This is a genomic window from Kitasatospora sp. NPDC032150, assembly GCF_055579945.1.
In genome coordinates this window covers 20,923-42,052 of record NZ_JBVIMH010000039.1, presented here as the reverse complement: position 1 = coordinate 42,052, position 21,130 = coordinate 20,923, and the positions used below count along the sequence as shown (strand labels likewise).

Sequence of the window (21,130 nt, the reverse complement as noted above, 5' to 3'; positions counted from 1 at the left end):
TGTTGGAGCAAGCCCCGCGGTCATCGGCGTGTGCGGCCCCCGGTCGGCCGGCACGGGTGGAGGCCTGCGGGGGGACGTGAAACTGACTGAGCACGTGGCCGAAGGGGGCGATCCGGCCGACCTGGTGTCGGTGTACACCCGAATGTGCTCAGGCAAGTACACGGCTACGCACCCACTCTTCTCTGGCTGGTGGCGACGCTCGCCTCGCCCGCCCGCGAGAGTGGCCCCGGGCCCGCAGCTACGATCAGATCGTGACCAAAATACAGCCAATTCCGGTGCGGCGACTCTGGTGTGCCGTATTCTTAACCTATCTCGCCCTCGGTGCGACACTGCAGGAACTCCCCGGTTATGTGGGCGAGAAGTTCCACGGCGGCCCGACGGCGGTGGGGGTGGCAGTGGGTGCCGCTTACGCGGGTACGGCACTCACCCGTCCCCTGGCCGGGTGGGCTGGGGACGCTGGACTGGCCCGGCGCGTCTCGTTGGGCGGGGCCGCCGCCGCCGCGATTGGCGCCGCCGGCCAGTGGTGGGCACCCGCCCTGCCGGTGCTGGTGATCTGTCGCTTCCTCATGGGGGTCGGCGGAGCGGCCGTGTTCTCCGGGGCGCTGCCCTGGGTGATCGGGGGCGCGGCGGCGGGTCACCGGGGGCGGGTGACGGGCTGGTTCGGGCTCTCCATGTGGGTCGGCATGTCGCTGGGCCCGCTCCTCGCCGACGCGGCTGTCTCCCGCGGTGGGTCAACTCCCTTGTGGTGCTTGATCGTCGGCCTTCCGTCGGGGTCGGCCGTGCTGATCGCCGCGGTACGGCCGCAGCCCGGCGGTTCCCGGTCATCGGGCGGCCGCTGGCCGGCCGGCTGGCAGGAACTGGTGCCGCGCGGGGTGACGTTGCCGGGGATGTGCCTCGGGCTCTCCTCGTACGGGTACGGCATGCTCGTCTCCCTCCTCGTCCTCTATCTGTCCCGCGAGCACATCGGCGGCGAGGAGTTGGGGCTGACGGTCTTCTCGGTCGCCTTCCTCGTCACCCGGGCGGTCGGGAGCCCACTGGTGGACCGGCTCGGCGGAGTCCGGGTGGCCCGAGCCGTCCTGGTGATCGAGGCGCTCGGGCTGTTGATGCTGGGGAGCTCACGCAACGCCCCGCTGGCGCTCACGAGTACGGCGGTGACGGGCGTGGGGCTCGGCCTGATCTACCCCTCCGTGAGTGCCATCACCCTGGACCGCACCGGTTCCCGGCAGGCCGGGGTGTCGATGGGCACGATGACGTCCTTCTGGGACCTGGGGGTAGCGATCGCAGGGCCGGTGGGCGGCGCGATGGCCGCGTGGCTCGGCTACGGCACGGCCTTCGTCACCGCGGCCGCGGTCAGCCTCACGGCGGCGGGGCTCACTTGGGCGATGTCCGGCGTGGTGACGTGCCGTCACATGAGCTGGGGAGGCGGCGAGATGGCGAAAGCCGGCGAGTGGAAGAGATCATCTCGATAGTAGGGTGTGACCATGGAACAGCCAATGCAGCCGGAGAAGGTCCAGATCACATTCGGGAAGTTCCAGAATGTCGATCTCCGCGTCGCCCGTGTCCTGTCCGCGCCCCTCGCTGAGGGAACCCGCTTCCCCTGCCGCGTCCTCACCCTCGACCTCGGCCACCTCGGCCGGCGCACCTCGGTGGGTCAGTACGCGCTCCTCGACGAGGCCGAGCTGACGGCCCGGAACGTCGTCGCCTGCGTCAACCTGGGGGCGCGCCCGATGGGGGAATACGTGTCGGAGGCCCTCGTGCTGGGCGCGCCGCATCCGGCGGGGCCGGCCGACCAGGCGCAGGCAACCCCGCTCTTCGTTTCGGCCGATGCCCGGCCCGGGGACTGCATCTACTGAGCCCCTTCACTCCGAGTCGCGGGTGGGGCACGGACACGACGGCGGCGTCCCGTACCGCGGGGTGCGCGCGCAACACGGCCTCCAGCTCGTAGGGGGAGACCCGGTGGCCGCCGGTCTTGAAGACGTCGTCGGCCCGGCCGAGGACGCGCAGGTAACCGTCCCCGTCAGCCTCGCCGATATCGCCGGTGCGGTAGGAGCGGGTGCCGCCCACCGCCCGGATCGGCCGGCCGTCATAACCGGCCAGGATCCCGGCCAGGTCGACCTCGATGTGGCCCTCGTTGACGCGGATCTCCCAGCCCGGCAGTGGCTTGCCCAGCCAGCCGGGCTTGCGGACCATGCCGGGCGCGGTGCCCGTAGCCGCCCGGGCCGGGGTAGCCGGGATCCTCCCGGGCCCACCACTCGACCAGGGTCGGGCCGGCACCCGCCCGGGCCTGGCCGCACTGCCCGGGGCCAGAGAACATCGTCACCTCGCCGCAGGCGGTGTTCATCAGGAAGCACTCGTCCTGCATGGTGCGCCACACGCGTCCGGAACCCACCTGGACCTTGTCGTTGAGGGTGATCGACACCTCCTGGTTGGTCACCTGGTACCCGCTCTCCTCGAGCTGCAGCTGCAGGAAGACTGGGTTCCAGGTGTGCAAGTCTGACGACACGGTCGACAGGACGATCCGTCTCCGGAGTATCGCTGAGCCGGCCAAGTCATTGCTCCGTTTCGTCATCACGACTGCGCGGTGGAGGGTGGTGGTATGAGGCGCAGGGCGGCGGTCAGCGCCAGGAGGCAGCCGGCGACCCCGACGGCCATGGCCGCGGTCGTCCCTGTCGCCAAGTGGCCCGAGACGATGGCGCCGAAGAGGGCGACACCGACGACACCGCCGGTCTGCCGGGCGGTGTTGAGCGCGCTGGAGCCCATGTGCCGGTGCTCGTCCGGAGCGAAGGACATGACCGCGAGGGTCTGCGCCGGGGCTGACAGGCCCATCCCGAGGGAGAACAGCACGAATCCGACGGCCACCAGCCAATAGGGCGTGGAAGCCGGGGAGATGGCGAGGATCGCGAGGCCCAGACCGGAGGTGCCCATGCCGTAGGCCAGGCAGAGCCGGGCCCCGAAGGCGTTCATGGCGCGTGCACTGATGAGCGTCGAGGCCGCGGTGGCGGCGAGCGTCAGCGGCAGGAACGCCATGCCGGTCTGGAACGCGGAGTAGTGCCGCAAGTCCTGGAAGTCGTAGGTGAAGACGATCAGCATGCCGTAGAGCGTGAGGTTGTAGACCGCTCCGCAGAACAGGCCGGCCTGCACCGGTCGGGCCGCCAGGATGGACGGCGGCAGCAGCACCTCGCGTCCGCGGCGCGCTCCCAGGTGCTGGGCGAGAACGAAAACGACGAGCATCGCCGCACCGCCGACCAGGGGGCCGAACACGGTGGGCGACGCCCAGTCGTGGAGGCTCGAGGTGACGCACCCCCACACCACACCGGTGAGGGCGGTGACGGCGAGGAGCTGGCTCCACAGGTCGAACGAGACCCGCTGCCGCGGCGACTCCTCGACGTGGCGGACGATCAGCCACGCCGCGACGGCGGCGACGGGGAGGTTGATCAGGAAGATGCTCCGCCAGCCGAGGGTGTCCACCAGCAGGCCCCCGAGGAGCGGCCCGACGGCGAAGCCGACGCTGCCCACGCTGACCCAGGCCGCCACCGCCTTGGTCCGGGCAACCGTCTCAGTGTAGGTGCGGGTAATCAGGGTGAGCGGGGCGGGGGCAATCAGGGCGGCGCCCAGCCCTTGGCCGGCGCGGGCCACGATGAGCAGGGCGGCATCGGGTGCCACGCTGCACAGGATGGAGCCCACGCTGAAGACGGCGAGCCCGAGCAGGTAGCCGGACCGGGCGCCGATCCGGTCCCCGAGCCGCCCGGCGGAGAGCAGCAGAGAGGCCATCACCAGGGCGTAGGCGTCGACGACCCACAGCCCGGTGGCCGCGTTGGCGTGGAGCTCGGCCCGGATCGTCGGCACCGCCACGTTGACGACGCTCGCCTCCGTGATGATCAGGCCGGTGCCCAGGCACATCCCGGCCAGGCCGAAGCCGCGCCGCCGGGCGGGCCGTGGCGCGGCGGTCCCGGCCCCGCTCGGCGTGCCGGTGCCAAGCGTCGCCTTCACGCCCCCACCTCCGCGGCGAGGGCGAGCGGTGTCGTCGCGGCGGCTAGGAGGTCGCCCGCGATGGCGTCGGCGTCGACGAGGTACTCGCCCCAGGGGCCGGGGCGGCTGCTGCCGACCTGGGTGAGCCACCGGACGTGTTCGGTGGGTATCCCCAGCGCGTACAGCTCCGGCACGGGCCGCCCCCGCCCGTCGACGGGGTGGAACGGCGACGGGGCGATGGCCATGCCGCCGGTCTCGAACCGCTCCTCGCCGTCGGCGTTGACGTGGTCGCTGACGACGGCCTGCCGGCGCAGCTGCCGGATGAGCGGGGAGGTGTCCCGGCGGATGTCCGGGGCGGGGATCCGCGCGTCGACCAGCGCGTCCAGCAGCACCGGCGGCTCGGCGACCCGGGGTGAGTGGGCGGTGAACCGGCCCAGCTCGTCGTCCACCCCGAACTGCGCACCAGGCCCGATGAGTTGGAGGATCCCGGCATCCATCAGCGCCAGCAGCTGGCGGGCCCTGGCGATCGGCGGCCCGGCGAACAGGTGGTGGCTGACCGGGGCGAACGAGCCGAGGAAGTCCTCCCGGTGGGAGCGGGGCGTCAGTCCGGAGAAGTCCACGGCGGCCCGGATCGCGCCCCGCACGTCGCGCAGCGCTTCGATCGCCGCCTTGAGCGGGTTGCGGACGTTGCCCTCCTCCGCGTCGGCGATGTCGCGGCGGAGCAGCTCGGCGACCGCCCGCTGGTAGCTGGCCCGGTCCGGGAACTCCCGCCCGGTGAACGGCTTGGCCAGCCCGCGCAGATCGAGCGGGGCCGGGTCGACGCACCCGAAGTCGACAGCCTGCCGGGCCACCACGTGCTCCGGCGCGTCCTCGGTGTCGACGGTCGACGCGAGGGCGTGGACCGCCCGCACGGCCTGGTCCGCGAAGAGCCTGGCATCCTGCGGCCCACTGCGCTCCCGGATCTCGGTGGCGTAGTAGACCAGCGTGACCTCGGCTGACAGCCAGGGCAGCACCTGGCGCACGAAGTCGAGCTTGCCGTGGGCCCGCAACCGCTCGACCCGGTCCCGGGTGAAGATCCTGGCCTGGTGGGCGTGGCCGACGGGCCGCTCGTCCCGCGGCCGGGGCGGCAGCGTGGCACCGCTGCGCGAGCCCGCCACCAGCCGGGGCTCGCGGCCGCTCGGCAGGTAGCGCAGTGACGCCCCGTCGGGGCCGGTGGCGAAACGGCCGCCGCGTCCCTCGGTCAGCAGGCTCACGACGTCGAAGAAGGTCAGCCCGAGGCCGATGATGCCCACGGTGCCGCCGGCGGGTAAGCCGTCGAGCGGCATGTCGGCTGCCGAGTCGCCGCGTACGTAGGCGAGGTTCGGGCGGGCCGCGGCGAAGGCCGTGAACTCCTGGTCGGCCGCGGTGGGTTCGAGCTCGGGGTGGCCGGTGGTGAGCACCACCCGGTCGGCTTCGAGGGTGCGGCCGCTCGCCAGGGACAGCAGCCACCCGGTGCCGGGGTCCGGGCGGTCCATGCGCAGCACGGTGTCCCGCACCCGGTGCAGGCGCGCGCCGGCCGGCAGGTCGCGTTCGACGGCGTCGAGGACGAACCGCAGGTACCGCCCGAAGACCGCGCGGGGCGAGTAGTTCCCGGATTGCACCGCGGGGTTGCCGGGGTCGTCCGCCGCCCACCACTCGAAGAGCGAGGGGCCGGCGCCGGGGCGGGCCGGGCCGGCGTCCTGCGGGCCGGAGAACATGGTGACGTCCGCGGCCATGGAGTTCATCAGCAGCTGCTCGGGCTGGGCGGGCTGCCAGATCCGGCCGCAGCCGGGCTCGACGGCGTCGATGGCGTACAGCTCGACGGCCCGCCCGACGGGCCGCCCGGCGAGCCGGGCGGCGAAGCGTTCGAGCACGGCCAGGCCCCGGGGGCCGGCGCCCACCACTGCCACCCGGTAGGGGGGCTGGTAATCCGTCATGACCGGACAGCCCCGTCAGCGCCGACGGCGCGGGCGCGGTCCCGCACGGTCGCCGCGAGCCGCTCGCTGACTTGCGGCCACTCCTCGTCGATGACGGAGAAGACCACGGTGTTGCGCCAGGAGCCGTCCCGCCGCCGGGCGTGCTTGCGCAGCACCCCCTCGCGCTGGGCGCCGGTCCGCAGCACGGCGCGCTGCGAGCGGATGTTGAGGTCGTCCACGTACAGCTGGACGCGCACCGCACCGAGCGTGTCGAAGGCGTGCCGGAACAGCAGCAGCTTCGCCTCGGCATTGATGGGGCCGCCCTGGACGGCCTCCGAGAGCCAGGTGTAGCCGATGGTCAGCTGGCGCCTGGCCTCGTCCACCTGGTAGATCGAAGTGGTGCCCACCGCGGCGCCGGTGGCCCGGTCGACCTGCAGGAGCACGTTGCGCGCCGGGCCGTTCACCGCCGCGGCGACGTTCTCGGCGGACGGCGGCTCCGACTCCGGACCGTAGGGGAAGTACTCCAGGATCCCGAGACCGTCGTGGGCCTTGGCGAGCGCCTGCCAGTCACTCTCCTCGAGCGGGCGCAGCATGACGAACTCGCCGTACAGGGTGGGGGTTTCGTGCCAACGGCTCATGTCAGTGAACTCCTCGGTGCGGTGGTGCGGGTGGTGCGAGTGGTGCTGGTCGAGCGTCGCCGCCCTCAGGTCCTCGGCCACGATCTTCGCGTTGCGGGTGGCCTGGTAGAGGGAGGACGAGTAGAGCAGCGATCCCCGGGTGGCGTAGCCGATCACGTAGATGCGGGAGCGCGTCCCGCCCTCGCTGACCAGCCGTCCCGTGGTGCGCTGCACCCGGATGCCGCCATAGGCGTCCAACTGCGCTCCGGCGGTGGTGGCGAGGCCGAGTTCGAACTCGACCTGGCCGGCGCTGGTGGCCCGGCCGGTCGCGTCGACCAGCAGGTCGAAGCGCTCGGTGCCGTGCTCGCCGACGACGACCGGCCCGCTATCGGTCGTCCCGAGGGTGCCGCGGATGATGCGGATGCGCCCGCTCCGGTAGCCGTCGGTGATCATGCGGGCGGTGCTGCGCGGCACCGGGGCCGTGATCGCCTGCAGGTGGCGGAAGTAGCGGTCGTGGAAGAGCTTGCGGTCGCTGTCATCGAAGGCGTACCAGTACGCCGGCAGGTCGCGGTTGGCCAGCGAGATGCAGAGGTTCTGGATGGCCCGGTGCTCGGCGGGGATGTCGTCGTACCGGACGAAGCCGGTGATGCCCAGCCGCAACCGGTCCAGATAGGCGCGGAGTTCGTCGTGGCCGATGCCGTGCGCCCCCAGCTCCGCCAGGAGCTGGGCGCGGAGGTCGGCCATGGTGAGCCGACCTCCGGGGCTGACCTCGGGGGTGGTGAGGGGGAGGTCGACCGCGTAGTCGGCGCGGACGTCGGGGAGGAAACCCGACCGGGAGAGCAGGGTGATGCGGGCGTCGAGGTCGGCCTCGAGCAGCGCGGTCACGGTGTCCATCGCGGTGAGGCCGAGGCCGACGATGCCGATGTCCCGGGCGCCGCGCGCGCGTTGCACCAGTGAGGAGAGCGGGTACGGCGCGGCGATCCCGTCCCGGTCGGCGCCCGCGCGGTCCTGACGCCCGTGGCCGGTGCAGGTGATGGCGTAGTCGTACGACTCCCAGCCGGTGCCGGCCGCGTGGAGGTGGACCGCGTCGGGCGACTCCCGCACGGTGTCGACGTAGGAGCGGACGAGCCGCAACGGCGCGCCATCGGCCGCCCAGGCCCGCGCGGCCTCCTCGAACCGCTCCTCCAGGTACCGGCCGAACAGCTCACGGCTGTAGTACTCGCCGTCCAGCACCGCGGCCGAGACCAGGTCGCGTGCGCGCAGCCACGCGGCGAAGTCGTCCTGGTCGTCGTAGCTGACCGACATGGCCCGCGCCTGCCGGTTGACCAGCGCGCACGTCAGGTCCTCGCGGTACACGCCGCCCGGCCCGAACCTGGGCGCGCCATCGATCACATGCACCTCGGGCAGCTCCGGCCGCAGCCGCCGGTGCAGTTCGTGAAGTACCGACGTGGCGGCCGCTCCCGCGCCGATGACGGCGATTTTCATCGCGGATCCTCCGCTAGCAGTGGGTGGGCCGCCCTCCGGACCGGTTCCGTCCGGAGGGCGGGTGGGGTTGGACGTTCAGAGCAGCAGGTGGCTCTCGACCGCGTCGGCCATCCGCGCCAGCTCCGCGGCCTCCGCCGTGGACAGCCTCCCGCCGTCGATCGCGTCCCGGGCCCGGGTGAGCCGGTTGAGGACGTCGCGGACGGTGAAGTGCTCCGGCGCGGCGAGGCGTTCCAGGGCGGCGGCGAAGGCGCGGCCCGCCGGGGTGGTGGCCCGGGGGAACTCGGCCCGGCCCGCCGCCCGGCCCCGCTGGCCCGCCTGGTCCGCCTCGTCCGGTGGCACGAAGTCCCGCTCGCTGAACTCCGGGCAGGAGCGGGCCAGCGCAGACCGGGCGGACCGCACCGGCACGGAGGTGCCGAAGTCGGCCGCCCAGACGGCGTTGTTGCGGCTGGAGGAGATCTTCCGCCCGCCGAGCCGCAGGAACCGGTTGGCCTTCAGCACCGCCGGCACCGCCCCGGGAAGCCCGAACACGACGGCGAGAAGCGGCAGGAGCGCGGCGTAGTAGTAGGTGTTGTCGGTGCCGAAGTAGTAGGTCAGCCGCAGGTCGTCCCGGTCCCGGACGACCTGCCGGACGTCGTCCAGGGTGCAGCTCTCCGGCAGGCCCAGGATCTGGCCCAGCGCGTACATGTGGGCGAAGAAGATCTCGATCCACGGATTGATGACGCGGCCCTGGCCGACCGGGAAGCCGTACTCGCTGCGGAGGGTCAGGGTCACGTCGTGCGGCCGCAGCCCGGCGACGAGCTCGTCGATGAAGACGTCGTCACGCGTGATCGACCGGTGCAACCGGCGCAGTTCCCGGATGTCCTCGGCGCCGACGGAGAAGACCGTCGGCACCCCGCTCGGCAGCTGCTTGAACTCGCCGCTGCCGGAGGGTTCGGCCCGCGGGGCGAGCAGTTCCGGCAGGGTGAGCGGACGGCCGCAGGCCTCGCAGACGTTGGCGGCGGCCTGCTGGAGACAATCCGGGCAGTGCCCGGACACGAACGCCTCCACCGCCGACCGGCCCTCGGCGGTGACCCACTCGTCCTTCGCCGCGGCACGCGGGTCGCCGAGCAGCTCCTCGACGCAGCCGCGCAGGTACGCCACGTAGGGCGCCGCGGTGTTGTCGATGCGGGAACCGAACTCCATGTCCAGGGCGGCGTAGTCGCGTTCGATGGCCTCGATCATGTCGAGGCGGAACTCCTCGACGTCGCGCTGCTTCTCGTCCGCCTTCCGCTTGACGTAGGTCTGGTAGTTGTCGATGTGGGAGGCGTGGACGGCTTCCGTGCCGAACATCCGCAGCAGCCGGGTATTGAGGTCGGCGCGGAGGTACGGACCGGCCACGTGACCGACGTGCAGGCCGCCGTTGGGCGTGGGCGGCGGGGTGATGATGACGTAGACCACGGGATCGCTCCTCTACTTCTCCGGCTCGCTCCACCAGAAGCTGAAGAAGCGGATCGGCTCGTCGCCGGCGTTCGAGACCTGGTGGACGTGGTCGCCCTCGATCACGATCACGTCGCCCTCGGACATCTCCTGGATGGTGTCCTCGACCCGGACCCGGGCCTTGCCGTTGATGAGGTACAGCAGCTCCGTCACCGGGTGCTGGTGCTCCTGGATCGACTCGCCGGGCTGGATGGAGGAGACCGCGGAACCCAGCTTGGTGTTGGCCGGCCCGGTCTTGGCCATGAGCTCGGTGAACCGGCGGATCCGGACGCCGTACTCGGGCTTGTAGCTGTCCTCGGTCTGCGGCTCGTAGGTGAAACTCATCGTTGGCCTTCCGATCGTCTGAGTGGGGTGGTTGGTGGGTGCGTTGCGGGATCAGGAGAGCTGGAAGGGGAGCTCCAGGCCGTCGAGGACGGTGGCGCAGTGGCAGTTCCGCTCCGTCGGCATCTCCTCGACGGTGCGGAGCACGAGGTCGCGCATGCGCTCGGTGTTCTGCTTGAACACCTGGAAGACCGACTCCTGGTCGACGCTCTCACTGGCGTCGATCCCCGCGTCGAGGTCGGTCACCAGCGCCAGCGACGTGTAGCACAGGGCGAGTTCGCGGGCGAGCACGGCCTCCGGGTGGCCGGTCATGTTCACCAGCGACCAGCCGGCCGCCGCGAACCACTGGGACTCCGCGCGGGTGGAGAATCGCGGCCCCTCGACGACCGCCATGGTGCCGCCGTCGACCACCGCGCTGCCGGTCTCGCCCGCCGCCTTGAGCACGGCGCCGCGGCCGTCGGCGCAGTAGGGATCCGCGAAGCTCACATGGACCGCGCCGGAGTCGTAGAAGGTCTGCACGCGCCCGCTGGTGCGGTCGACCAGCTGGTCGGGGACCACGATGGTGCCCGGCGTGAGCTCCCGGCGCAGCGACCCGACCGCGCAGGGAGCCAGGATCTGCCGCACGCCGAGCGAGCGCAGCGCCCAGAGGTTGGCCCGGTAGTTGATCTTGTGTGGCGGAAACTCGTGGTGGCTGCCGTGCCGGGGGATGAAGGCCGTGCGGCGCCCCGCGACGACCCCGACGGACACCGCGTCGGACGGCGCGCCGTAGGGCGTCTCCACCTCGATCCGCTCGACGTCGGTGAGCAGCTCGTAGAACCCGCTGCCGCCGATGACTCCGATGTCCGCCGCGTTCATTGCCTCGTTCATTCCTGCACCCCCGCCTGTTCGTTGTGTACGCACTGAGTGCCCGTGACCTGGAGCCGATCGAGGGCGGCGACGGTCGGGTGCGCGCCGACCGTGGCACCCCGCGGGTCGCCGGCGCGCCGGATCCCCGCGGTGTGCCAGCCGGCGGCCGCGGCCGCGTCCAGTTCCGCGTCGACGTCGCTGAGGAACAGCACGGAGGGGCCCTCGGCGCCCACCGCGGCGGCGATCCGCCGGTAGGAGTCGGGTTCCCGCTTGCCGCCCGCGGTGGTCAGGTCGAAGTAGCCGTCCAGCAGTGCGGAGAGGTCGCCGAGGTCGCTGTGGGCGAACCAGTCGCGCTGCGCGGCGAGCGCGCCCGACGAGTAGATGTACCGGGCGATGCCGGCCTGCTGCCACCGGGCCAGCACCCCGGGCACCTCCGGGTAGACGTGCCCGTGCAGCGACCCGTCGGCGTATCCGTCGGCCCAGATCGCCGCCTGGACGGCCTTGAGCGGCGGCGTCTTGAGGTCCCGGTCCGACCAGCTGCCCAGGGCGGCGGCCGCGCCGGCCGCATCCAGGGCCGGATCGCCGGTCAACTCCCGGATCTCCCGCCGGATTCCGGCGTACCGCGGGTCGTCCCAGTGCTCCGCGGTCCAGGCCGCGAGCCGCTCCCGCGCGTAGGGGAACAGCACCTCCTGGACGTGGGCGAGCGAGCCGACGGTCCCCTCGATGTCCAGCACCACCGCGTCGACCGCGAAGGGGCCGGCGGTCACGGCGTTCACCGGTCACCCGCCAGCAGCGCGTCCAACCGGGGGACGCTGCGGGCGATGGGGTCGCCGGTGAAGTCGCCGACCCAGCCGTCCTCCTGCTCGAAGAACCGCACGGCGCAGAAGTCGGGTCGGGGCCCCATGTCGAACCAGTGCCTGGTGCCGGCGGGAACGGACAGCAGATCGCCCGCCTCGCAGACCACGGCGAGGACCTGGTCCCGCACGTGGAGGTAGAAGCAGCCGGTGCCCTGGGCGAAGAAGCGGACCTCGTCCTCGCCGTGCCGGTGCTCCTCGAGGAAGGCGAGCCGGGCCTGCTCGGCGCGGGCCCGCCACTGCGGGGTGTCCTCGGGGTGGAACTGGACGGCGTCGGTGAGCCTGAGCCCCTCCTGGGCGCACAGCTCGTCCACCTCCGCCCGGTAGCGCTCGATCAGGGCCTCGTCGGCGGTGCCGGGCTCGATCGCCCCGCGGACCGGCCAACTGCGCAGCCGGACCGAGCAGTCGAGCAGCACGTCGGCGATCTCCGCCCGGTCCCGGGTGCGCAGGAGCACCACGTCCGGGGCGTCGTCGGGCATGACATGGAGCAGGGTCATAAGCTCGTTCCTGTGGTGAGTACGGGTACGGCGGCGCCGTTGACGGTGAGCACCTGGCAGATGGCCTCCAGGCATTCGAGGCGGTTCCGGGCCTGCGCCAGGTCGCGTCCCCAGGCGGTGATCCCGTGGTCGGCGATGAGCAGCGCGGGCGGCGCCTGCGGGGTGCGGCCGAGGTGGTCGGCGGTGTCGGCCGCGATGCGGGCGACGTCGGGCCGGTTGGGCAGCACCGGCAACTCGGTGGCGGACGGATCCGCCAGCCCCAGCCCCTTCAGCAGCTCGAACCGCTCCAGCCGCAGCCACTGGGGCTGGTCCGACCGGTCGAGGCGGCAGGCGACGGCGGTCGCGTAGGGCGAGTGGACGTGGATGACGGCTCCGGCGTCGGTCGTGCGGTAGATCGCAGTGTGGATCGACGTCTCCGCGGACGCCCGCAGCGCGGTGGGCTCCGCCACCTCGCCGGTCGCGATGTCCACCACCACGGTGTCGGCGCCGGTGAGCTCGCCCTTGGCGAAGCCGCTGGCCGTGATGAGCGCCCGGTCCGTCGCGTCCGGGAGCCGGACCGACAGGTTGCCGGAGGTGCCGGGCAGCCAGCCCCGCTGGTACAGCCGGCCGGATAACTCCGCCAACTCCTGGCCGAGTTCGGCGACGGTGGCGGTGGTCATGCCGGCACCTCGCACAGGGTGAGGACCGGATGGCCGGCGAGCCGCTCCCGGCCGCCCAGCCCCGTCAGGGCGACGATCGCGGCGAGACCGGCCACCTTGGCGTCGCTCACCCCGACCAGCCGGGCCGCGGCCTGGAGGGTGCCCCCGGTGGCGAGGACGTCGTCGACGCACAGCACCCGGTCGCCGGGGCGCACCGCACCCTCCTGCACCTCCAGCCGGTCGCTGCCGTACTCCAGCTGGTACGCGGCCTGGTGGACGGGGCCGGGGAGCTTCCCGGGCTTGCGAGCCAGGGTCAGCGGCAGGCCGGTCAGCGCGGCCAGCGCGGCGCCCAGCACGAAGCCGCGGGACTCGATGGCGAGGATCCGGTCGAACTCCCCGGCGAAGCGGTCCGCCACCCGGGCGGCCAGCCGGGCCGGCATCCCCGGCTCGGCGTAGAGACCGGCCAGGTCGCGGAAGACGACCCCTGGGGTCGGGTGGTCGGGGAACTCGGTGAGCAGTGCCGCGATCTCGGCGTCGGTCGGTCCGGTGCCCCGGAGCCCGGGACGCACGGTCCGCCGTTCCGAGACCAGTGCGGTGATCAGCTCGGCCGGAGTGACGTCGAAGGCGGGGTTGAAGGCCCTGGCGTCGGAGGGTGCCGCCTGGACGCCACCGAAGCCCGTGACCTCGGCGGCATCCCGCTCCTCGACCACGATGCCGGAGCCGTCGGGGAGTTCACGGTCCCAGGTCGATTCGGGGGCCACCACGAGGAAGGGCGTCCGGTGCCTGGCGGCGGCCACCGCGAGGCCGTACGTGCCGATCTTGTTGGCGGTGTCGCCGTTGACCGCGATCCGGTCGGCACCGACCAGCACGCAGTCCACCAGGGAACGGTCTATGGCGGCGGCGGCGGCGGAGTCGACGCACAGCCGGTAGGGCACGCCCGCCTCGGCCAGTTCCCACGCCGTCAACCGCGCCCCTTGCAACAGCGGGCGCGTCTCGTCGACGAGCACCTCCTCGATCAGCTCCCGGCGGGCCAGTTCGAGGATGGCGCCGATGGCGGTGCCCTCCGCGGCGGTGGCCAGCCGTCCCGTGTTGCAGTGCGTCAGGACGCGCAGCTTCCGGCCCGGCACCAGATCCGCCACCACATCGGCCGCCCGGTTGGCCGCGGCGCGGTTGGCCGCGGCGTCCTCCGCCACCATGGCCCGCGCCTCGGCGAGCATGCCCTGCGGCCCCGCCGCCAGACGGCTCAGCGCACGGCGCACGCCCCAGGCCAGGTTGACCGCGGTGGGCCGGGCCTCGGCGAGCCTGGCCGCATCGGCCCGCAGCGCGGCCTCGCCGGCGGGGGTCTCGGTGTCGTGCGCGTGCGCGGCAAGGGCGACGCCGTAGGCGCCGGCGAGCCCCAAGGTGGGCGCGCCGCGCACCGCCAGGCTCTTGATCGCGTCGATGATCTGGTCGACCGTCTCGAGCCGCAGCAGTTGCAGCGCCCCGGGCAGCGCCCGCTGGTCGACGGCGACGACGACCCCGTCCTCCCAGGCGAGGGCGGCTGGCACGGCGGACGCGCTCATCGGGCCCCGCCCCCCGAACCGATGCCCGCCGCATCGCGCAGGGCGTCGACGCGGTCGGTGCGCTCCCAGGTGAAGTCCGGCAGCTCCCGGCCGAAGTGGCCGTAGGCGGCGGTCTGCGCGTAGATGGGGCGGAGCAGGTCGAGGTCGCGGGTGATCGCGGCCGGGCGGAGGTCGAAGACCTCGCCGATGGCGTGCTCGATCTTCCTGGGGTCGACGTTCGCGGTCCCGAAGGTCTCGACGAACAGGCCCACCGGTTCGGCCTTGCCGATGGCGTAAGCGACCTGGACCTCGCACCGTGCGGCCAGGCCAGCGGCGACGACGTTCTTGGCGACCCAGCGCATCGCGTAGGCGGCCGAACGGTCCACCTTGGACGGGTCCTTGCCGGAGAAGGCACCGCCGCCGTGGCGTGCCATGCCGCCGTAGGTGTCGATGATGATCTTGCGGCCGGTGAGCCCGGCATCGCCCATCGGGCCACCGATTTCGAACCGCCCGGTGGGGTTGACCAGGAGGCGGTAACCGTCGGTGTCGAAGCCGGGTGCGGCCCCGCTCTCCGCCAGCGCCTTCAACTCGGCGTCGACCACGTACCGCTGGATCTCCTCGGGCAGCGTCGTGTTCAGGTCGACGTCCGGGGCGTGCTGGGTGGAGACCACCACGGTGTCCAGCCGGACCGCCCGGTCACCGTCGTACTCGATGGTGACCTGCGTCTTGCCGTCGGGTCGCAGGTACGGCAAGGTGCCGTCCTTGCGGAGCGCGGACAGCCGCCCGGAGAGCCGGTGGGCCAGGTGGATGGGGAGCGGCATCAACTCGGGAGTCTCGTCGGTCGCGTAGCCGAACATCAGTCCCTGGTCGCCGGCGCCCTGGCGGGCCAGTTCGTCGCCGGTCTTGCCTTCGGCGTCGACACCCTGGGCGATGTCCGGGGACTGGCTGCCGATCGAGAGGGAGACGCCGCAGCTGGCGCCGTCGAAGCCGGTGGCCGAGGAGTCGTACCCGATCTCCAGGATCTTCTCCCGGACGAGGGCGGCGATCGGGACGTAGGCCCTCGTCCTGACCTCTCCGGCGATGTGGACGAGACCCGTCGTGATCAACGTTTCGAGGGCGACCCGGGATTGCGGGTCCGCTGCCAGCATGGCATCGAGGATCGTGTCGCTGATCTGGTCGGCGATCTTGTCGGGATGTCCCTCGGTAACCGATTCCGAGGTGAAAAGGCGGTGGGACACTGCTGCTCCTCCGTGACGTTTGTCGTGCGAGTTCAGACGAGACTTCAACTGATCTCAGCCGAGGCCGAGGGTGATGCAGCGGCCGTAGCGATTCGCCGATTCAGCCAGCACCTCAACCCCGGATTCTGCCAGCAGCTCCGAAAGTCCTTCGCCACCAAACGACTCAGATTCGAAACCGTCGTTTCCCCGGAATCGCACACCGCCGTAGCGGCCGGACTCCTCCGTCAAGGCGTCGATGCCGCAGGCCGAGTAGTACGCCCGGCGCACCTCGGTGGTCCACGGTTCGGCATTGAATGCCGAGACCAGCGCAATGCCTCCCACCTTGCTCATCTCACGGAGCAGTTCCGCCGGTTCGGCGAAGTTGCCGATGAGATTGAATGGGACCACTTGCAGGGGGTTCACCCCCGAAATGCGGGACTGCCATTCGTCACTCTTGAGCGCATTCCCGTGGACGGCCTCAGCCCGCCCCCGCAGCCCCTCGTCGGCGATGCGCTGTTTGAGCGCTTCGATCCCCCGGCGGTTCACATCAATGCCGAGGTAGGAGATGCCTGCAACCCGTGCGACCTCCAGCGCACGGCCGTCATAACACCCCAGCTCGATCAGGGTGTCGCAGCCATGGAAGGCCACAGTCTCGCGGGCGACGAGTAACTCCAGCTGGAGAAAGGCGAGTAACTCGTCGGGAAAGTGCGCCGCCCTCATGATCGCGGAGGCGCCTCGATCGCGGTAGAAGTCGTCACTTCCGGGAACCTCTTGCTGTGCTATCACGCCGACTTGAGCAGCATGCATGGAATCCTCCGACACAAAAAACGAGAAGCATGACAATGGGCTCTTAGGGGGCCAGATGGAGATCTTCTCAGACTGCACATACCAACCGGTAGGCATATCCCATGAGAAACCCGTCGAAACAACCAGCCCGTCAGCGCCGGTTCATCACCGGCATCCACGGCGGTGATCAAGTCCCGGGTCGGCGCTCTTCTCAACGGCCAGGATTATGGCGACTCGAAGGAGCGTAGCAAATACTCCCAAGCAGGAGCCATGATCTGGATCACATAAGTTTCGGGTTTCTTATACCGGAGCATCTATCTCTGGTATCAAGGTTGTGCCGCCCGACTTCGGACGGTGCAAATCACACGCTATTCAGCAGGAGGATAAAGTTGACCCGACCGCTCCTCAACCAGCGCCTGTCCGGCTTCGGTACAACGATATTCGCGGAAATGAGCGAACTCGCCGCGGCAGCCGGAGCAATCAATCTCGGCCAAGGTTTTCCGGACACCGACGGACCCGCTCAGGTGCGCGAGGCGGCGGTGCGCGCCCTGCGGGACGGCCACGGCAACCAGTACCCCTCGGCCGCCGGCGTTCCCGAGCTGCGCACGGCCGTCAGCGACCACCAGGAGCACTGGTACGGCCTCGGCTACGATCCGGACAGCGAGGTCCTAGTCACCGCCGGCGCCACCGAGGGCATCGCCGCGGCACTGCTGGCCCTCCTCGAGCCGGGCGACGAGGTGATCACCCTGGAGCCGTACTACGACTCCTACGCGGCCGGCATCGCCATGAGCGGGGCCACCCGGGTTACCGTCCCGCTCCGTCCGGACGGGCAGCGGTTCACCCTGGACCTCGCGGAACTGCGGGAGGCCATCACCCCCCGCACCCGGCTGCTCCTGTTGAACACGCCCCACAACCCCAGCGGCACCGTCTTGACCCGCGGCGAGTTGGCTGAGATCGCCGAACTCGCATGCGAGCACAACCTCCTGGTCATCTCCGACGAGGTGTACGAGCACCTGGTCTTCGACGGCAGCCACGTGCCGATCGCCTCGTTCCCCGGCATGCGGGAGCGGACGCTCACGGTGGGCTCCGCGGGCAAGACCTTCTCGTTCACCGGCTGGAAGATCGGCTGGGTAACCGGGGCCGAGCCGCTGGTGCGGGCGGTGCGTACGGCCAAGCAGTTCCTCACCTACGTGAGCGGCGGCCCGTTCCAGTACGCCCTCGCGGAGGCACTGCGGCTGCCCGACTCCTACTTCACCGCCTTCAGGGAGGACATGCGGGCCAAGCGGGACCTGCTCTGCGCGGGGCTGCGCGACGCGGGCTTCGGGATCTTCGTCCCGCAGGGCACCTACTTCGTGACCGCCGACATCCGTCCGCTCGTCGCGGCGGGGGTCGAACTGCCGACGAACGGACCGGACTTCTGCCACGCCCTGCCGGCGAGCCACGGCGTCGTGGCCATTCCCAGCGCCGTCTTCTACGACGACAAGGAGGCGGGCGCACCGTTCATCCGCTTCGCCTTCTGCAAGCGCCCCGAGGTCCTCACCGAGGCGGCCGACCGGTTGAGGGTACCGGCGAAGTCCCGATGAGCCAGCGGTGGACCGTCGCCGGACCCGGACCTCCGATGGATCGGTCAGCGGATGTTCACACGCCGCGTACAACACTTGCGTCCCCCTATGAGTAGCAACTGGCCATGAAATGGCCAGAGTCAGTCGACCGACGGCCGGGTGGTGCCCCGTGGCAGGTGAGTGCCGATGCTCACCTGTCACGGCCCGCCGGCCCGGCCGGGCGCGAAGTCCGAAGGGCTGGCCCGCCGGAGCCTACGGCTCTCGCGCCACGGTATGACGGGCGCCGGCACGGTCAGCACCGGACACCGGGCCTTCGCCAGGACGTGGCGGCGGACCCGGCCGCACAGCCACTTGAACGGGCCGCGGCCGCCGGCACCGATCACCACGAGGTCATCGACCCGGTCGGCGACAGCGCACAGCCCCCAGCCCGGCAGCGACTCGATGGTCACCAGGTCGGTCCGCATCCCCGCCGGGAAGCCGCCGAAGACGGCGCCGAGCGCCGCCTCCAGCCGGGCCGAGGCCTGGTTCTCCCACAGCTCCAGGAGCGACGGGGGGATCCGGCCACGGTCCGGCCCCCGGCCGCCCGGCGGGTACCACTCGTGTACGGCCACTAGGATTCCGCCGTTCTTCCGGGCCTCCCGGGCCCCCTGGCGAAGTGCCGCGAGACCACCTGGGGAGCCGCTCACCCCGACGACGACTCGTGCTGCGCCGTGTGCCATGGGTCCGGCTCAACCAGCTTGCCGGAGCCGCTGGTTGGCGCGCAGCCCGGCATAGCCCAGGCAGAGGAGTGCCACCCAGACGCCCATGACGTACAGGGCGATCCGGGTGTCGCTCTTCCAGGCGATGAGCACCGTCACCAGGGCGAAGAAGCCGAGCGCCAGCCAGGTGGAGTACGGGGCGCCGGGCAGCCGGTAGTCCGAGCCCGCCGCCCGGCCCGCCGCCACCGCGCGGCGGTACCGGAGGTGCGTCACCAGGATGGTGCTCCAGACGAGGATCGCTCCGCCAGTCGACACGGAGGTGATGTAGGCGAAGGCGTGCTCGGGATCCACCCCGTTGACCCACACGCCGATCGCCATCACCACTGCCGAGACGGCCAGCGCCGGCGCCGGCACACCGCGCCGCGTCAGCCGGCCGAGTGCCGCCGGCGCGTGGCCGTTCCGCCCCGCCGTGCGCAGCATGCGCGCCGTGGAGTACAGGCCGCCCGCGTTGCAGGAGGAGAGCGCGGAGGTGAGGACGACGAAGTTGACGATCCCGGCCGCCGCCGGGATGCCGACCTTCGCGAAGACGGCGACGAAGGGGCTGACGCCGGGCTGGAACGCGCTCCAGCTCACCACCGAGAGGATCACCAGCAGGGTGCCGATGTAGAAGAGGCCGAACCGCACCGGCAGGCTGTTGATGGCGCGTGGGATGTTGCGGCGCGGGTCTTCGGCCTCGCCCGCGGTGACGCCGACGAGCTCCACTCCGAGGTAGGCGAAGAGCACGATCTGCAGGGTCATCAACGAGTGCCACATGCCACGGGGTGCGATGCCGCCGTCCTGCCACAGATGGGTCACCGAGGCCGAATGCCCCGCCGGGCCGACGCCCAGGGTGAGAATCACCAGTCCGACCACGATCATGCCGACGATGGCGACGACCTTGATCAGGGCGAACCAGAACTCCAGCTCACCGAAGGACTTGACCGAGATCAGATTGACCGCGAAGAGCACCACCAAGGCGACCAGGGCCGTCTGCCACTGCGGGATCTGCGGGTACCAGTACCTGACGTACTGTCCGGCCGCGGTGATCTCGGCCATGCCGGTGGTGACCCACATGATCCAGTAGGTCCATGCGGTGGCGTAGCCCCAGAACGGTCCCAGGAATTCCTGCGCGTAGCTGACGAAACCCCCCGGATCACCGCGATGGGTGAGGAGTTCGCCGAGCGCCCGCATCACGACGAAGAGCACGCATCCGGCAACGGCGTACCAGATGATGAGGCTCGGGCCCGCCTGCGATATCGCGGTGCCGGCACCGAGGAAGAGTCCGGTGCCGATGGTGCCGCCGATGGCGATCATCTGGATGTGCCGCGTGCCGAGCCCGCGTTGGTACTCCGCGGTGGCCGCCGCAGCACCCGTACCGGCTTCCCCGTCCTGGACGGCTAACGGTTCCACGGCTTTCTGTGGCTGCATCCTTCACTGTCCTTCTCTGTCCGGTCAGCAGCCGACTGATGACGAGTCATGCAGTCGGCGAGAAGCTGAACCCCTTGTGTTCGTCCGGTGTGCTGGCACGTTCCGAACCACCCGCCCCTGAGCTACTCAACAGTCACTCGGTGTGTGCTCGTACGATATTTTGGTTCAGTGTTTCGATCTACGCACGCCCGTTTCAGAGACATTGTCACGTTGATGCGCACGTGTCCGGCTGAGGGCGTGCCGGGGTGGGTGGGGCGCTTGGGTCAGGCTGCGGTGGGCAGGCCGATGGTCTCGGTGACGTGGTCCCAGATGGTGAAGCGGAAGCACTGTCACGTCGGCTGATGGTGAATGATCTCCGGGTTGGTCGTGCTGTGAGGGGGCTGTCGTGGGGAGCGTGTCGCCGTCGTACAGGGGGCACCAGCCGGAGCACGCTTCGAACGCGGCCAACTCGTCGAACGGCCCGAACTCGTCACAGCTTGACCGAGCTCAAGGCGTGACCCCTGTCACGTCACGGCCGAGGTTGCAATGGGCCGTTGGCGGCCCAGGCAGAATCGCCATCGTGAGTCCGCATCTTGATCCCGCACGTCGTCCCGCCAGATGGCCTGGGTATGCCGCTGCCCTATGGGGGTTCGTCTTCGCCGTTCCGAGCTTCTATTGGGCGATGGGCGGTCTGGCCTGGACCTCGTCCACGATCTCACCATCGCTGGTCAAGCTGGCTCAGGCGCGGGACGCGGGCTTCATCGCTGTGTTGTGGGTGACGGGCGCGCTCAAAGTCGTCGGCGGGGTACTGGGCTTGGCTCTGGTGCGCTGCCGCGCGTGCGGCCGCGGAATGGATCGACTCCCGCAGTTGATGGCATGGGGTGCCGGGGTTCTGCTCGTCTGGCATGGAGCTCTGTTCATCGGTCAGGGACTGCTCGTACAGACGCACACCATCAACCTCGCCCCAGAGCTGCTGTCGGTCAGCCGCTGGTACACCTATCTATGGGGCCCCTGGTTCGTGACTGGAGGCATCGCCTTCATGCTCGCCGCACGAACCCACCTGAACCAAGCAGCCCACCGTCGGGATGCCGCGATCGCGGGCACCGCCGGCGGCCTTGGCGCGCTCGCCCTGTCCGCCACTGCTCTGGTAGCCGGAGTCGGATAGGCAGCTTCCTGACCAAGCTCAACCGATCCACGGGTATTGACAATTACTCACGATCCACGCTGCGGAAGCGTTCGCGCC

19 protein-coding genes are annotated in these 21,130 nt (G+C 71.0%); 4 read left to right on the top strand and 15 right to left on the bottom strand.

What is annotated here, in order from left to right:
- Nucleotides 1-251 precede the first annotated feature (251 nt).
- Both ACZ5ON_RS31035 and ACZ5ON_RS31030 read left to right on the top strand, forming a co-directional pair.
- Complete coding sequence (locus ACZ5ON_RS31035; RefSeq protein ID WP_465599665.1) at nucleotides 252-1,469, top strand: MFS transporter; 1,218 nt, start codon at nucleotides 252-254, stop codon at nucleotides 1,467-1,469.
- Nucleotides 1,470-1,493: 24 nt separating this feature from the next.
- Nucleotides 1,494-1,853, top strand: a complete 360-nt coding sequence (locus ACZ5ON_RS31030; protein WP_465599663.1) for a hypothetical protein — start codon at nucleotides 1,494-1,496, stop codon at nucleotides 1,851-1,853.
- 230 nt (nucleotides 1,854-2,083) lie between these two features.
- Here the strand turns inward: ACZ5ON_RS31030 and ACZ5ON_RS31025 are convergent, their stop codons facing one another.
- The 13 genes from ACZ5ON_RS31025 to ACZ5ON_RS30965 all read right to left on the bottom strand — a co-directional run bounded on the left by ACZ5ON_RS31025 (nucleotide 2,084) and on the right by ACZ5ON_RS30965 (nucleotide 16,280).
- On the bottom strand, nucleotides 2,084-2,503 hold the full coding sequence (locus ACZ5ON_RS31025; RefSeq protein ID WP_465599661.1) for an FAD/NAD(P)-binding protein: 420 nt from the start codon (nucleotides 2,501-2,503) through the stop codon (nucleotides 2,084-2,086).
- A gap of 65 nt (nucleotides 2,504-2,568) precedes the next feature.
- A complete protein-coding gene (locus ACZ5ON_RS31020) occupies nucleotides 2,569-3,990 on the bottom strand; it encodes an MFS transporter (protein ID WP_465599659.1) in 1,422 nt (473 codons plus the stop codon).
- Nucleotides 3,987-5,924 carry an FAD/NAD(P)-binding protein gene (locus ACZ5ON_RS31015; RefSeq protein WP_465599657.1) on the bottom strand — a complete coding sequence of 646 codons (1,938 nt, stop codon included), beginning with the start codon at nucleotides 5,922-5,924 and terminating at the stop codon, nucleotides 3,987-3,989. The genes ACZ5ON_RS31020 and ACZ5ON_RS31015 overlap by 4 nt, the downstream gene beginning before the upstream one ends.
- Nucleotides 5,921-8,005 (bottom strand): GNAT family N-acetyltransferase, encoded by a 2,085-nt coding sequence (locus ACZ5ON_RS31010; protein WP_465599655.1) that lies wholly within the window; start codon nucleotides 8,003-8,005, stop codon nucleotides 5,921-5,923. Before ACZ5ON_RS31010 ends, ACZ5ON_RS31015 begins: the two co-directional genes overlap by 4 nt.
- Nucleotides 8,006-8,080: 75 nt before the next feature.
- Nucleotides 8,081-9,442: a class I tRNA ligase family protein gene (locus ACZ5ON_RS31005; RefSeq protein ID WP_465599653.1), complete on the bottom strand. Its 1,362-nt coding sequence runs from the start codon at nucleotides 9,440-9,442 to the stop codon at nucleotides 8,081-8,083.
- A gap of 12 nt (nucleotides 9,443-9,454) precedes the next feature.
- Nucleotides 9,455-9,805, bottom strand: coding sequence for a cupin domain-containing protein (locus ACZ5ON_RS31000; RefSeq protein ID WP_465599651.1), 351 nt, complete (start codon nucleotides 9,803-9,805; stop codon nucleotides 9,455-9,457).
- A gap of 51 nt (nucleotides 9,806-9,856) precedes the next feature.
- On the bottom strand, nucleotides 9,857-10,669 hold the full coding sequence (locus tag ACZ5ON_RS30995; protein WP_465599649.1) for an S-methyl-5'-thioadenosine phosphorylase: 813 nt from the start codon (nucleotides 10,667-10,669) through the stop codon (nucleotides 9,857-9,859).
- The gene (gene mtnC / locus ACZ5ON_RS30990; RefSeq protein ID WP_465599647.1) at nucleotides 10,666-11,424 is read right to left on the bottom strand and encodes an acireductone synthase; all 759 of its coding nucleotides are present in this window, start codon (nucleotides 11,422-11,424) and stop codon (nucleotides 10,666-10,668) included. Before mtnC ends, ACZ5ON_RS30995 begins: the two co-directional genes overlap by 4 nt.
- On the bottom strand, nucleotides 11,421-11,999 hold the full coding sequence (locus ACZ5ON_RS30985; RefSeq protein WP_465599645.1) for a 1,2-dihydroxy-3-keto-5-methylthiopentene dioxygenase: 579 nt from the start codon (nucleotides 11,997-11,999) through the stop codon (nucleotides 11,421-11,423). Before ACZ5ON_RS30985 ends, mtnC begins: the two co-directional genes overlap by 4 nt.
- On the bottom strand, nucleotides 11,996-12,658 hold the full coding sequence (mtnB, locus tag ACZ5ON_RS30980; RefSeq protein WP_465599643.1) for a methylthioribulose 1-phosphate dehydratase: 663 nt from the start codon (nucleotides 12,656-12,658) through the stop codon (nucleotides 11,996-11,998). The genes ACZ5ON_RS30985 and mtnB overlap by 4 nt, the downstream gene beginning before the upstream one ends.
- The gene (mtnA, locus tag ACZ5ON_RS30975; protein ID WP_465599642.1) at nucleotides 12,655-14,199 is read right to left on the bottom strand and encodes an S-methyl-5-thioribose-1-phosphate isomerase; all 1,545 of its coding nucleotides are present in this window, start codon (nucleotides 14,197-14,199) and stop codon (nucleotides 12,655-12,657) included. The genes mtnB and mtnA overlap by 4 nt, the downstream gene beginning before the upstream one ends.
- Complete coding sequence (gene metK, locus ACZ5ON_RS30970) at nucleotides 14,196-15,416, bottom strand: methionine adenosyltransferase (protein ID WP_465599640.1); 1,221 nt, start codon at nucleotides 15,414-15,416, stop codon at nucleotides 14,196-14,198. Before metK ends, mtnA begins: the two co-directional genes overlap by 4 nt.
- Nucleotides 15,417-15,470: 54 nt before the next feature.
- Entirely contained in the window at nucleotides 15,471-16,280 is an 810-nt protein-coding gene (locus ACZ5ON_RS30965) for a class I SAM-dependent methyltransferase (protein WP_465599638.1), read from the bottom strand.
- A 290-nt stretch (nucleotides 16,281-16,570) separates the two neighbouring features.
- Here ACZ5ON_RS30965 and ACZ5ON_RS30960 point away from each other — a divergent pair, with 290 nt between their 5' ends.
- The gene (locus ACZ5ON_RS30960; RefSeq protein WP_465599636.1) at nucleotides 16,571-17,764 is read left to right on the top strand and encodes a pyridoxal phosphate-dependent aminotransferase; all 1,194 of its coding nucleotides are present in this window, start codon (nucleotides 16,571-16,573) and stop codon (nucleotides 17,762-17,764) included.
- 176 nt (nucleotides 17,765-17,940) lie between these two features.
- On the opposite strand, the gene ACZ5ON_RS30955 is transcribed toward ACZ5ON_RS30960, so the two are convergent.
- Together ACZ5ON_RS30955 and ACZ5ON_RS30950 are read right to left on the bottom strand one after the other, a co-directional pair.
- Nucleotides 17,941-18,462, bottom strand: coding sequence for a universal stress protein (locus ACZ5ON_RS30955; protein WP_465599634.1), 522 nt, complete (start codon nucleotides 18,460-18,462; stop codon nucleotides 17,941-17,943).
- A 9-nt stretch (nucleotides 18,463-18,471) separates the two neighbouring features.
- The gene (locus tag ACZ5ON_RS30950; RefSeq protein ID WP_465599632.1) at nucleotides 18,472-19,908 is read right to left on the bottom strand and encodes an amino acid permease; all 1,437 of its coding nucleotides are present in this window, start codon (nucleotides 19,906-19,908) and stop codon (nucleotides 18,472-18,474) included.
- Nucleotides 19,909-20,467: 559 nt separating this feature from the next.
- On the opposite strand from ACZ5ON_RS30950, the gene ACZ5ON_RS30945 reads away from it, so the two are divergent.
- A complete protein-coding gene (locus ACZ5ON_RS30945) occupies nucleotides 20,468-21,052 on the top strand; it encodes a DUF3995 domain-containing protein (RefSeq protein WP_465599630.1) in 585 nt (194 codons plus the stop codon).
- The last annotated feature ends 78 nt before the right edge of the window (nucleotides 21,053-21,130 follow it).

Bases quoted from the DNA above. Each gene is read 5' to 3' on its own strand.
- ACZ5ON_RS30955 (WP_465599634.1), bottom strand. From the start codon at position 18,462: ATGGCACACGGCGCAGCACGAGTCGTCGTCGGGGTGAGCGGCTCCCCA.
- mtnA (WP_465599642.1), bottom strand. From the start codon at position 14,199: ATGAGCGCGTCCGCCGTGCCAGCCGCCCTCGCCTGGGAGGACGGGGTC.
- ACZ5ON_RS31000 (WP_465599651.1), bottom strand. From the start codon at position 9,805: ATGAGTTTCACCTACGAGCCGCAGACCGAGGACAGCTACAAGCCCGAG.
- ACZ5ON_RS30995 (WP_465599649.1), bottom strand. From the start codon at position 10,669: ATGAACGAGGCAATGAACGCGGCGGACATCGGAGTCATCGGCGGCAGC.
- ACZ5ON_RS31030 (WP_465599663.1), top strand. From the start codon at position 1,494: ATGCAGCCGGAGAAGGTCCAGATCACATTCGGGAAGTTCCAGAATGTC.
- ACZ5ON_RS30985 (WP_465599645.1), bottom strand. From the start codon at position 11,999: ATGACCCTGCTCCATGTCATGCCCGACGACGCCCCGGACGTGGTGCTC.
- ACZ5ON_RS31015 (WP_465599657.1), bottom strand. From the start codon at position 5,924: ATGACGGATTACCAGCCCCCCTACCGGGTGGCAGTGGTGGGCGCCGGC.
- mtnB (WP_465599643.1), bottom strand. From the start codon at position 12,658: ATGACCACCGCCACCGTCGCCGAACTCGGCCAGGAGTTGGCGGAGTTA.
- ACZ5ON_RS31010 (WP_465599655.1), bottom strand. From the start codon at position 8,005: ATGAAAATCGCCGTCATCGGCGCGGGAGCGGCCGCCACGTCGGTACTT.
- ACZ5ON_RS30950 (WP_465599632.1), bottom strand. From the start codon at position 19,908: ATGCAGCCACAGAAAGCCGTGGAACCGTTAGCCGTCCAGGACGGGGAA.